This window comes from Pseudomonas sp. NPDC089734 (genome assembly GCF_044748865.1).
In the GTDB taxonomy this organism is placed as follows: domain Bacteria; phylum Pseudomonadota; class Gammaproteobacteria; order Pseudomonadales; family Pseudomonadaceae; genus Aquipseudomonas.
Window position 1 is genome coordinate 161,713 of record NZ_JBIVGV010000006.1, and the last position, 11,954, is coordinate 173,666.

Here is an 11,954-nt window from a genome sequence, read left to right on the forward strand (position 1 = left end):
CTACAGCGGCTTGCGCAACAGATAAGTGTCCATGATCCAGCCCTTGCGACTGCGCGCTTCGTGGCGTAGCCGCTTTATCTGTGCGCACAGCGACTCATCAAGCCTGCCGGACAGCACCATTTCGTCCGGCGTGCCCAGGTAAGCGCCCCAGTAGATATCCAGTCCCTGATCGACAAAACGCTCGAAGGTGCAATGCGCATCGAGCATGACCACCACGTTCTCCGGTTCGTCCCGGGCCATGTCGGCCAGTCGCCGCCCGGTGGTGATCCGGATCGGTTCGCCAATACGGTTCAGGGGTATCCGGTGCCGTGCCACCAGCGCCTGAACGCTGGTAATCCCCGGAATCACCTGATACTCGAAAACTTCCCGCCCCGACTCCAGCACCTGATCGAGAATTCTGATCGTGCTGTCGTACAACGCCGGATCGCCCCAGACCAGAAAGGCACCGACCTCTCCTTCCTGCAGCTCATCGGCAATCAGGCGCTCGAACAGTACGGCCCGCTGTTCATGCCAGTGTTCGATCCCCCGCGCATACCCCTGAGGATCATCTTCGCGCTGAGGATCGCGGACCTGTACCAGCCGGTACTCATCGTTCCGGATATAACGCTGACAAATGTCCGTTCTCAGACGCAGCAGGTCATCGTCGGCGTAGCCCTTGTCCAGCAGAAAGAACACCCTGGCGCGGTTCAAGGCGTTGATGGCCTGTACCGTGATCTGTTCGGGATCTCCGGCACCTATACCGATCAGCAGGATCTGTTTCATCGGGCAGCGACTCCGGGTGTTTGTGCAAAGCGACTGGGCATGAGCGGGACACTTGAGGCACATTAGCAGGCTGGCACCTTCTGGAAACAGCCAAACCATGACAAAAACAACAAGAATCACGGACCCTTCCTACGAACTGATGGACGACCATAACGGCCTGTCGATCATCTATCGCGAACATGGTTTCCCCTGCCCGCTGGTGCGCTGGCATTTTCACAAGGAATACGAACTGCACCTGATCGTCGCCAGTTCCGGAAAGGTGTTCATTGGCGATTACATCGGCAACTTCAACCCCGGCAGCCTGTTTCTCACTGGCCCGAACCTGCCCCATAACTGGATCAGCCAGGTTCATGAAGACGAAGTCGTGCCCCGGCGCGACATGCTGGTCAACTTCACTGACGAGCTGCTGGAAAGTGGCAATCAGGTGTTTGCCGAACTGAAAAGCCTGACCCCGCTGCTGGAGCGCGCCCAGTACGGCATCGAATTCCGTTGCAAGCGCACGATCCGGCAGGCCATGAAACTGATGCAGAAGATTGCCGACTCCAGCGGCCTCACCCGGCTGGGGCATTTCCTGATTCTTCTGGAGTTGCTGGCCGCCACCGATGACTTCCAGTTGTTATCGGGCACACCCGCCTCGCACCTGGCCGACGAACACAGCGTAGACCGAACCAACCGCGCCGTGGATTACATCTTTGCCCATTACGCCCGGGAACTGCCCCTGGAAGAAGTCGCCGATTATCTGGGCATGAAGCCCACGTATTTCTCACGGGTGTTCAAGCAGGCCACCGGGCGATGCTTCGTGGAATTCGTCAATCGCCTGCGCATCAGCAAATCCTGCGAACTGCTGGCCGATGGCGACAAGCCGGTCACCGATGTCTGTTTTGAGTCGGGTTTCAATAACATTTCCAACTTCAATCGCCGCTTCCAGCAGCTTAAAGGCATGACGCCATCCCATTACCGGCGTCTTGCCGTCCAGCGCCTCACCGAGCAAAACCTGTACTGATTCACCCTCCCGGCTGCCTCGTCGTCTACGCTGAATCTGCATTGCAGCTTGGCCGAACGTCGTTGCTGTGCGTTTTTCAGTATCGTTCCACTGCAAGAAAGTATCAGTTGCAGTGCGGTGCAGGATTTGTCATCGCACGCCGGGGCCGTTGTAATCAGCCCACATCTTCCCACCTCCGGAAGAGACAAAAACAATAACTGACCTTCTGTAGCTCTCCGAGCATGGAAGAGGAGTGATCAATGAAGACCCCAGCAAAATTTCTGATTGCCAGTTCCGTCCTCAGTACCTGTTTCATGCTCGGCGGCAACGCCGTAGCAGGGACCGTGACCATCGCCACGGTCAACAACAGCGACATGATCCGCATGCAACGCCTCTCCAAAACCTTTGAAGAACAGCACCCTGATATCAAGCTCAACTGGGTCGTACTGGAAGAAAACGTTCTGCGTCAGCGCCTGACCACGGACATTGCCACCAAAGGTGGCCAGTTCGACGTGCTGACCATCGGCATGTACGAAGCCTCACTGTGGGGTGCCAAGGGCTGGTTGACCGAGATGAAGGACCTGCCTGCCAGCTACCAGCTCGATGACGTATTTCCGTCCGTGCGCGACGGCCTGTCCGTGGACGGCAAACTGTTCGCCCTGCCGTTCTATGCAGAAAGCTCGATCACTTATTACCGCAAGGACCTGTTCCAGAATGCGGGCCTGACCATGCCCGAACGTCCCACCTGGACCCAGATTGCCGAGTTCGCCGGCAAGCTCACCGACAAGTCGAAGGAGCAATACGGCATCTGCCTGCGTGGCAAGGCCGGCTGGGGTGAAAACATGGCCCTGATCACGACAGTGGCCAATGCCTACGGCGCCCGCTGGTTCGATGAACAATGGAAACCCCAGTTCGATCAGCCCGAGTGGAAAGAAGCCCTCAACTTCTACGTCAACACCATGAAACAGTCCGGGCCACCGGGCGCATCCAGCAATGGCTTCAACGAAAACCTGGCGCTGTTCAACAGCGGCAAATGCGCCATCTGGGTCGATGCCAGCGTGGCGGGCTCTTTCGTGACCGACAAGAGCCAGAGCAAGGTCGCCGACCATGTCGGCTTCACGTACGCACCTCATCAAGTGACGGACAAAGGCGCATCCTGGCTTTACTCCTGGGCACTGGCGATCCCGACCAGCGCCAAGAACAGCAAAGACGCTGCCGCCTTCACCCAATGGGCCACATCCAGGGAATATGCCGCTTTGGTCGCCGAAAAAGACGGCGTTTCCAACGTACCGCCAGGCACCCGCGCATCCACCTACACCGATGAATACAAGAAAGCCGCACCGTTTGCGGACATCACCCTGAAATCCTTGATGGCCGTCACCCCCAAGACGCCGACCCTCAAGCCGGTGCCTTACGTGGGTATACAGCTGGTGACCATTCCCGAGTTCCAGGCCATCGGCACCAGTGTCGGGCAACAGTTTTCGGCAGCCCTGATCGGCCAGACGACGGTCGATAACGCCTTGAGAACCGCACAGAGCGCGACAGAGCGAGACATGAAGCGGGCCGGTTACGCGAAGAAGTAGTCCTCACGACTCAAGCCGAGGGGCCATGCGCCCCTCGACTCCCGCTGACAGGCGTATCAAGGTTCGGAGCTCTTCATGAAAACCTCAGCCACTCAACCTCGCCCGGAGCTGTCCGGCGAAAACCCTACAGCCAGAAACCGTCGGCTCAAACCCGGCTGGTTTCTGGTCAGCCCTTCGGTGGCGCTATTGCTGGTCTGGATGATCGTGCCGCTGGGCATGACCCTCTATTTCTCGCTGATTCGCTACAACCTGCTCAGCCCCGGTGAAAACGAATTCGTCGGGCTGGAGAATTTCGAGTATTTCGTCACCGACAGCGGCTTTCTGCCCGGCGCCGGCAACACGCTGCTGTTGGTGGGCAGTGTGCTGGCCATCAGTGTGATCCTTGGGGTGCTGATTTCAGCCCTGCTGGAAGCCAGCGACTTCTTTGGCCGTGGCATCGTCCGGGTTCTGCTGATCTCGCCGTTCTTCATCATGCCGACGGTCAGTGCCCTGATCTGGAAAAACCTGATTTTCCATCCTGTTTCCGGCGTATTGGCTGCCGTATGGAGATTTTTCGGGGCGCAGCCCATCGACTGGTTCGCCCACTACCCCATGCTGTCGATCATTATCATCGTCTCCTGGCAGTGGCTGCCCTTTGCCATCCTGATCCTGATGACCGCCATGCAGTCGCTGGACCAGGAGCAGAAGGAAGCCGCACGGCTCGACGGTGCAGGCCCGATTGCGATTTTCTGGCACCTGACCCTGCCCCATCTGGCCCGCCCGATTGCCGTGGTGGTGATGATCGAGACGATTTTCCTGCTGTCGGTGTTCGCGGAAATCTTCACCACCACCAACGGGGGGCCGGGGTTCGCATCGACCAACCTGGCCTATCTGATCTACATCCAGGCGCTGCTGCAATTCGATGTGGGCATGGCCTCGGCGGGCGGTCTGATTGCCGTCGTCATCGCCAATATCGCGGCGATCGTCCTGATCCGGATGATCGGCAAAAACCTCACCGACAAGTCATGAGGGCCTTGCCATGATGACGCTCAAACAATCACGCCGCCTGCAAAGCCTGCTGCTCGGAGCCTTGTGCTGGCTGATCGCCGCACTGATATTCTTCCCGATCTTCTGGATGGTACTGACCAGCTTCAAGACCGAGATCGACGCCTTCGCGACACCGCCGCAACTGTTCTTCACACCGACCCTGGAGAACTACCTGCACATCCAGGAGCGCAGCGATTACTTTCACTTCGCCTGGAACTCGATTCTGATTTCCTTCAGCGCCACGACCCTGTGCATGCTGGTGGCCATTCCGGCGGCCTATTCCATGGCCTTCTTCGAGACCAAACGTACCAAGAGCACCCTGTTGTGGATGCTCTCGACCAAGATGCTGCCGCCGGTGGGCGTGCTGATGCCGATCTATCTGCTGGCCAAGACCTTCGGCCTGCTGGATTCGCGTCTGGCGCTGATCATCATCTACACCCTGATCAACCTGCCGATCGTGGTCTGGATGGTCTACACCTACTTCAAGGACATTCCGGGAGAAATCCTCGAAGCCTCGCGCCTGGACGGTGCCAGCACACGTCAGGAGATATTTCGAGTGCTGATGCCGATCTGCAAGGGAGGCCTGGCATCGACGGCGCTGCTGTCCCTGATCCTGTGCTGGAACGAGGCCTTCTGGTCCCTGAACCTCACCTCTTCCAGTGCTGCGCCGCTCACCGCACTCATTGCCTCGTATTCAAGCCCCGAAGGGTTGTTCTGGGCCAAGCTCTCGGCCGTTTCGACCCTGGCCTGCGCGCCGATCCTGATTTTCGGCTGGATCAGCCAGAAACAACTGGTGCGCGGCCTGTCGTTCGGCGCCGTCAAATAATCCGGATTCAAGAATAAAAACGGAGTTCGTCATGGCTAACCTCAGCATCAGAAATCTGCAAAAAGGCTTCGACGGTCACCAGATCATCAAAGGCATCGATCTGGAGGTGAAAGACCGGGAGTTCGTGGTCTTCGTCGGTCCCTCGGGCTGTGGCAAATCAACCTTGCTGCGCCTGATTGCCGGGCTTGAAGAAGTCACGTCCGGAACCATCGAACTCGATGGCCGCGAAATTACCCAGGTCACCCCGGCCAAGCGCGACCTGGCCATGGTGTTCCAGACCTATGCCCTGTACCCGCACATGACGGTCGGCAAGAACCTGTCTTTCGCGCTGGACCTGGCAGGAGGCAACAAGGCCGAGATCAAGAAGAAGGTCGATGAAGCCGCACGCATCCTGGAACTGGGTCCCTTGCTGGAGCGCAAGCCCAAACAGCTTTCCGGTGGTCAGCGCCAGCGGGTCGCCATTGGCCGGGCCATCGTGCGCAATCCCAAGATTTTCCTGTTCGACGAACCGCTCTCCAACCTCGACGCCGCCCTGCGGGTGCAGACCCGGCTGGAGCTGTCGCGTCTGCACAAGGAATTGCAGGCAACCATGATTTACGTGACCCACGATCAGGTCGAAGCCATGACCTTGGCCGACAAGGTGGTGGTACTCAATGGCGGCAAGGTGGAACAGGTCGGCTCGCCACTGGAGCTGTATCACCACCCGGCCAACCTGTTTGTCGCGGGTTTTCTCGGCACACCGAAAATGGGCTTTCTCAAAGGCCGGATCAGCCGTATCGACAGCCAGGGCTGCGAGGTCGAACTGGAGGCTCGTACGCGTATCACCCTGCCGGTCATCAGCAGCGGGCTGAGCGTGGGCGACCCGGTCACGCTGGGGGTTCGTCCCGAACATCTGGACATCGCCCGTCACGGCGACTGCACCTTGCAGGTCATCGCCGATGTGAGCGAGCGCCTGGGCAGCGATACCTATTGCCATGTGCGCACCCGCTCGGACGAAGCCCTGACCATGCGCATCCGTGGCGACCTGGCCAGCCAGTACGGCGAAACCCTGAACCTGCATCTCGACAGTGCCCACTGCCACCTGTTCGACGCCCGGGGTCTGGTGATTGCCAAAGCCTTGCAGGCTGCCGCCTGAGTATTGGAGAACCCTGCCATGAAACTGAACAAACAGAACCTGTCGCAACTGGCGGCCGATATCGCCCGTCCCGTCTACTCATCCGAAGACACCCGGCAAGGCATTGCCCATATCGGTGTCGGCGGTTTTCACCGGGCGCATCAGGCGTTTTACACCGACGCCCTGATGAACAGCGGCGAAGGCCTGGACTGGAGCATCTGCGGCATCGGTCTTCGCCCTGAAGATCGTGGCGTACGCGATGCGCTGGCGGGCCAGGACTATCTGTACACCCTCTATGAACTGGGTGATACGCCGGACACCGAAACCCGGATCATTGCCGCCATCAGCGGCATGCTGCTGGCCGAGGACGACCCTCAGGCCCTGATCGACAAACTGTCCAGCCCCGAGATCCGCATCGTCTCACTGACCATTACCGAAGGCGGCTACTGCATCGACGACAGCAATGGCCAGTTCATGGCTCATCTGCCTCAGATACGCCACGACCTTGCTCACCCCAACGAACCTCGTACAGTGTTCGGTTTTCTCTGCGCCGCCCTGGCCCGACGCCGTGCAACCGGCATACCCGCGTTCACCTTGATGTCCTGCGATAACCTGCCCCACAACGGTGCCGTGACCCGCAAGGCATTGCTGGCCTTTGCCGCCCTGCGCGATGCCGACCTGCATGACTGGATTGCCGGGCAGGTCAGCTTCCCCAATGCCATGGTCGATCGCATCACGCCCATGACCAGCTCGGCCCACCGCCTGAAACTGGCCGACGAGAAACAGATCGACGACGCCTGGCCGGTGGTGTGCGAACCCTTTGTGCAGTGGGTGCTGGAGGACAAGTTCGTCAATGGCCGACCGGCCTGGGAAAAGGTCGGCGTACAGTTCACCGACGACGTGACACCTTACGAGGAAATGAAGATCAAGCTGCTCAACGGCAGCCACCTGGCCCTGACGTACCTGGGCTTTCTGAAGGGCTATCGCTTCGTCCACGACACCATGAACGATCCGCTGTTCGTCCGTTACATCCGCGCCTACATGGACCTGGATGTCACACCGCAACTGGCCTCCGTGCCGGGCATCGACCTGGAGGGCTACAAGGACACGCTGATCGAGCGTTTCTCCAACCAGGCCATTGCCGACCAGCTGGAACGCGTGTGTTCGGATGGCTCTTCAAAGTTCCCCAAGTTCACCATTCCGACCATCAACCGTCTGATTCTCGACCAGGGCAATCTGGAGCGGGCTTCGCTGGTGGTGGCCGCCTGGGCCTTGTACCTCAAGGGGGTGGACGAGAACGGTACGACCTACAGGATTCCCGATCCACGGGCCGAGTTCTGCCAGGCACTGGTGGCCGATGACGTGCTGCTGACCCAGCGACTGCTGGACGTGGAAGAAATCTTTGGCCTGGCCATCCCCCGCTCTGCCGAATTTGTCGCCGCCTTCGAGCAGAACCTCAATAACCTGCGGGATCTGGGCGTCAGCGGTACGCTGGAAAAAATCCTGGCCAAAGTCCCTTGAGAGGCTGCCATGTTTCTGGGAATCGATTGCGGTACACAAGGCACCAAAGCCATTGTGCTGGACAGCGACAGCGGCCGGGTTCTGGGCGAAGGCTCGGCTCCCCACAGCCTGATCAGCAACGCCCATGGCCGGCGCGAACAGGATGTGCAGCAGTGGATTGACGCACTGGAGCAGGCCACCGGCAGCGCACTGACTCAAGCCGGTATTTCAGGCCAGCAGATCAAGGGAATCGGAGTGTCCGGCCAGCAACACGGCCTGGTGTTGCTGGACGCCGACGGTCAGGTACTGCGCCCGGCCAAACTGTGGTGCGACACGGAAAGCACACCTGAAAACCAGCGCCTGCTGGACTCTCTGGGGGGCGAACAAGGTTCGCTGCAACGGCTGGGGCTGGTCATTGCGCCGGGCTATACGGTGTCCAAGCTGCTGTGGACCCAGGAGCAGCACCCGGATCTGTTCGAGCGCATCGACAAGATCCTGCTGCCTCACGATTACCTCAACTACTGGCTGACCGGACGTTGCTGCACCGATCATGGCGATGCCTCGGGAACAGGGTATTTCAATGTCCGCAGCCGGGAATGGGACCTGCCGCTTCTGGCGCAGATCGACCCCACGGGGCGCTTGAGCAAGGCGCTTCCCGAACTGCTTCCGGCTCACCACAAGGTCGGCACACTTCGGGACGACGTCGCCCGGCGTCTGGGACTGAATCCGGACGCGGTGGTCTCCAGCGGCGGTGGCGACAACATGATGGGGGCCATCGGCACCGGCAATATCCAGCCGGGGCTGATCACCATGAGCCTGGGTTCGTCCGGCACCGTCTATGCCTTCACAGATCAGCCAAAAGTCAGCGAACAACCCTCCGTGGCGACCTTCTGCTCCTCGTCCGGCGGCTGGTTGCCACTGATCTGCACCATGAACCTGACCAACGCCACCAGCGCCATCCGTGAACTGTTCGCCCTGGATATCAACGGTTTCAATCAGGCCATCGCCCAGTCCCCCATCGGTGCGGACGGCGTGCTCATGCTGCCGTTTCTCAATGGTGAACGCGTCCCTGCCCTGCCCGATGCCACCGGCAGCATCCTGGGCCTGAACAGCACCAACCTGACCCGGGCCAACCTGTGTCGGGCCGTGGTGGAAGGTACCAGCCTGGGCTTGCGCTACGGTCTGGACCTGCTGAGAGCCAGCGGTATCAAGAGCCAGACCATCCGCCTGATCGGCGGCGGCTCGAAAAGCGCGATCTGGCGCCAGATCATTGCCGACATCATGAATACGCCAGTCATCTGTACCGAATACGCCGAAGCGGCAGCATTGGGCGCGGCGATTCAGGCGGCCTGGTGCTGGTCTGGCGAGAACGGATCGGCAGCGGACCTGCAAACGCTGTGCGAACGCTGCGTGAGGCTCGACCCTGACAGCGAAACCCGTCCCATTGCCGAAAATGTGGTCGCTTACGAGCGGGTCTATGCCCATTATCAACAACAATTACGAGCAGTCTGACCCTGCCTTTTCATGGAGCACTTATGTTTCTCGTCTGTGGTGAAGCCCTGTTCGACCTGTTTACCCGAGCGGACAGCAATGGCCCGCTCAACAAACTGGGTCTGGAAGCCATTGCTGGAGGCTCACCGTTCAACGTGGCGATAGGACTGCGCCGTCTGGGGGGCGATTCGGCTTTTTTTGCCGGCCTCTCTACTGACTACCTGGGCCGGCGGCTACGGGCCGTGCTGGAACAGGAAACGGTCGCCCCCGACTACCTGATCGATTTCGACGCCCCGACAACCTTGGCCATGGTCGCAGTAGGGTCTGATGGCTCGCCCACCTACAGCTTTCGAGGCGAAGGCTGTGCCGACCGGCAGTTGCAACTGGAGCACTTGCCAACGCTCAATGAGCAGGTACGCGGGATTCATGTCGGTTCGTTCTCGCTGGTGGTGCAGCCGATTGCCGATACCCTGCTGGCACTGGTCGCCCGGGAAAGCAGTCGCCGCCTGATTACCCTGGACCCAAACGTGCGACTCAACCCCGAGCCGGACATAGAGCGCTGGCGCACCCGGATCCGGGCCTTTGCCGATCATGCGCATATCATCAAGGTCAGCGACGAAGACCTCCATCTGCTCTATCCAGGCCGCGACCCGCAAGACATTGCACAGGACTGGCTGAGCCAGCGTTGCCAGTTCGTCGTGCTGACCCGGGGTTCACAAGGCGCCAGCATTTTTACCCGTCAACATGGGAGCTGGTCGGTTCCGGCACAGAGCGTTACGACGGTCGATACGGTGGGGGCAGGCGATACGTTCCAGGCCGCTTTGCTGACGTTCCTTATCGAGCGTCAGCTGGACAGCCCGGAAAGCTTGCCGTCTCTGTCGCGGGAGACGCTTGATGAAATGCTTGGGTTTGCGGTCAGGGCAGCGGCGTTGACCTGTACGAAAGTGGGTCCGGATTTGCCGTATCGGCATCAGTTGTGATCCTTGAGACCGCCTTGCGCGATGGACATCGGTAGGAGCGAATTCATTCGCGAAGATTCTCCGGCCAATCCGAATATGCTCTCTGACGAGGAGCGTGTTTGTTACTGGGTGAATCGTTCGGCTTGATGCCGCCTTGCGCCTTTACGGCGCCCTACTTTGTTTTCGGACAAAGTAGGCAAAACCATTGCTCCGGGTTCGGCCCTGCCTGACGGCAGGGTCCCTTCGCTCCGGCGCTGATCCTTCACCAACGTCGCGTTTGGCGGTGTCTGCACTATCTCCGCAAGAAGCTTTTCTCGCTTTTGCTTTTCAAACACAAAAAGTCCAGACACCGCCGATTGCGACGCTGGTGAAGGCCGAGTGCAGGTGTTGTGGAGTGGGGTGCGAGGCAGGAGCCGAGCAAGCGCCGCCAGGCCATGGATGGCCCATCGGCGCGGCCCCATGGAACAACGCCGGAGCAAGGGAACCCCGCCGTCAGGCGGGGCCGAACCGGAGCCCATGGTTTCGTCCCTTTGCCGAAACAAAGGGGCCCGCCGTAAAGGCGGAACCGATACTCGCTACACAGCAAAATCCGGATATGTTCCCTGACGAGGAACGTATTTGTTACTGGGTAGATCGTTCGACTTTATGCCGCCTTGCGCCTTTACGGCGCCCTACTTTGTTTTCGGACAAAGTAGGCAAAGCCATTGCTCCGGGTTCGGCCCCGCCTGATGGCGGGATCCCTTCGCTCCGGCGCTGATCCGGCGGTCGCCACAATGGGCCATCCATGGCCCAGTGCGGCTAATTCTGCATCCCTGCAGAATTCCCACCGGATCACCACCTCCACTCAGCCTTCACCTACGTCGCGTTTGGCGTTGCTCACACCACCGCGGCAAAGAGCCCTTTTCGCTTTTCTTTGCTTTTGCTTTTCAAGCACAAAAAGCCCCGACACCACCGATTGCGACGTGGGTGAAGGCCGAGTGCAGGTGTTGTGGAGTGGGGTGCGAGGCAGGAGCCGAGCAAGCGCCGCCAGGCCATGGATGGCCCATCGGCGCGGCCCCATGGAACAACGCCGAAACGAGGGGACCCCGCCGTCAGGCGGGGCCGAACCGGAGCCAATGGTTTCGCCCCTTTGCCGAAACAAAGGGGCCCGCCGTAAAGGCGGAACCGATACTCGCTACATAGCAAAATCCGGATCTGCTCCGCCTCATGGACGTCTTCGCGGATAAATCCGCTCCTACACATTGGTTTCGGTAGGAGCGGATTTATCCGCGAAAAAGCCCCGTCCAATCCGGACATGTCCACTGCAGAAAAATGCCTTCCCGGATAAATCCGGTCCTACAGGAGTGTGGCTGACGGAACGACAGCACAGCATCAGCCATTGACTGTTTCCCTCGTCGATGGTCAGATGCGCGCCAGTTTCAGGTGTCCCCTGCCGCCGAGCACGGGATTAAACGGGAAGCCGGTGCGTCACACCCCAAGTGATCAGTCCGGCGCTGCCCCCGCAACGGTAAGCGAGCGAAGCATTCGACACACCACTGTGCCACGGCATGGGAAGGTGAATGCCTCATGACCCTCGCAAGCCCGGAGACCGGCCTGCAACCTTGTTTGGCAAACCCGCGGTGGGCGGGCGCAGGCCGGTCTTTGCGGGCTTCATTGTGCCTGCAATTCCCTATGCGTTGTTCCCTCCGGGATTCATTCATTCCTGTCTGGC

General features: G+C 59.7%; 9 protein-coding genes and 1 riboswitch. Of the genes, 8 read left to right on the forward strand and 1 reads right to left on the reverse strand.

Annotated features, from left to right (window positions below):
* Nucleotides 1-762, reverse strand: coding sequence for a precorrin-6A synthase (deacetylating) (gene cobF / locus ACIPY9_RS10145; RefSeq protein ID WP_400700092.1), 762 nt, complete (start codon nucleotides 760-762; stop codon nucleotides 1-3).
* A gap of 97 nt (nucleotides 763-859) precedes the next feature.
* Here cobF and ACIPY9_RS10150 point away from each other — a divergent pair, with 97 nt between their 5' ends.
* The 8 genes from ACIPY9_RS10150 (at nucleotide 860) to ACIPY9_RS10185 (ending at nucleotide 10,264) form a co-directional block, all read left to right on the forward strand.
* Nucleotides 860-1,765: an AraC family transcriptional regulator gene (locus tag ACIPY9_RS10150; RefSeq protein ID WP_400700094.1), complete on the forward strand. Its 906-nt coding sequence runs from the start codon at nucleotides 860-862 to the stop codon at nucleotides 1,763-1,765.
* 293 nt (nucleotides 1,766-2,058) lie between these two features.
* Nucleotides 2,059-3,327 (forward strand): ABC transporter substrate-binding protein, encoded by a 1,269-nt coding sequence (locus ACIPY9_RS10155; protein WP_400700363.1) that lies wholly within the window; start codon nucleotides 2,059-2,061, stop codon nucleotides 3,325-3,327.
* Between the two features lie 75 nt (nucleotides 3,328-3,402).
* Complete coding sequence (locus ACIPY9_RS10160; protein WP_400700096.1) at nucleotides 3,403-4,335, forward strand: carbohydrate ABC transporter permease; 933 nt, start codon at nucleotides 3,403-3,405, stop codon at nucleotides 4,333-4,335.
* A gap of 10 nt (nucleotides 4,336-4,345) precedes the next feature.
* A complete protein-coding gene (locus tag ACIPY9_RS10165; protein WP_400700098.1) occupies nucleotides 4,346-5,179 on the forward strand; it encodes a carbohydrate ABC transporter permease in 834 nt (277 codons plus the stop codon).
* Between the two features lie 31 nt (nucleotides 5,180-5,210).
* Entirely contained in the window at nucleotides 5,211-6,314 is a 1,104-nt protein-coding gene (locus tag ACIPY9_RS10170; protein ID WP_400700100.1) for an ABC transporter ATP-binding protein, read from the forward strand.
* Nucleotides 6,315-6,332: 18 nt separating this feature from the next.
* On the forward strand, nucleotides 6,333-7,814 hold the full coding sequence (locus tag ACIPY9_RS10175; RefSeq protein WP_400700102.1) for a mannitol dehydrogenase family protein: 1,482 nt from the start codon (nucleotides 6,333-6,335) through the stop codon (nucleotides 7,812-7,814).
* A gap of 9 nt (nucleotides 7,815-7,823) precedes the next feature.
* Entirely contained in the window at nucleotides 7,824-9,305 is a 1,482-nt protein-coding gene (gene xylB / locus ACIPY9_RS10180) for a xylulokinase (RefSeq protein WP_400700104.1), read from the forward strand.
* A 23-nt stretch (nucleotides 9,306-9,328) separates the two neighbouring features.
* Complete coding sequence (locus tag ACIPY9_RS10185; protein ID WP_400700106.1) at nucleotides 9,329-10,264, forward strand: carbohydrate kinase; 936 nt, start codon at nucleotides 9,329-9,331, stop codon at nucleotides 10,262-10,264.
* Between the two features lie 1,382 nt (nucleotides 10,265-11,646).
* A riboswitch (cobalamin riboswitch) is annotated at nucleotides 11,647-11,855 on the forward strand.
* The last annotated feature ends 99 nt before the right edge of the window (nucleotides 11,856-11,954 follow it).

Excerpts from the sequence above, each read along its gene's own strand:
- ACIPY9_RS10170 (WP_400700100.1), top strand. The coding sequence starts at position 5,211 with ATGGCTAACCTCAGCATCAGAAATCTGCAAAAAGGCTTCGACGGTCAC.
- xylB (WP_400700104.1), top strand. The coding sequence starts at position 7,824 with ATGTTTCTGGGAATCGATTGCGGTACACAAGGCACCAAAGCCATTGTG.
- ACIPY9_RS10160 (WP_400700096.1), top strand. The coding sequence starts at position 3,403 with ATGAAAACCTCAGCCACTCAACCTCGCCCGGAGCTGTCCGGCGAAAAC.
- ACIPY9_RS10165 (WP_400700098.1), top strand. The coding sequence starts at position 4,346 with ATGATGACGCTCAAACAATCACGCCGCCTGCAAAGCCTGCTGCTCGGA.
- ACIPY9_RS10150 (WP_400700094.1), top strand. The coding sequence starts at position 860 with ATGACAAAAACAACAAGAATCACGGACCCTTCCTACGAACTGATGGAC.
- ACIPY9_RS10185 (WP_400700106.1), top strand. The coding sequence starts at position 9,329 with ATGTTTCTCGTCTGTGGTGAAGCCCTGTTCGACCTGTTTACCCGAGCG.
- ACIPY9_RS10175 (WP_400700102.1), top strand. The coding sequence starts at position 6,333 with ATGAAACTGAACAAACAGAACCTGTCGCAACTGGCGGCCGATATCGCC.
- cobF (WP_400700092.1), bottom strand. The coding sequence starts at position 762 with ATGAAACAGATCCTGCTGATCGGTATAGGTGCCGGAGATCCCGAACAG.
- ACIPY9_RS10155 (WP_400700363.1), top strand. The coding sequence starts at position 2,059 with ATGCTCGGCGGCAACGCCGTAGCAGGGACCGTGACCATCGCCACGGTC.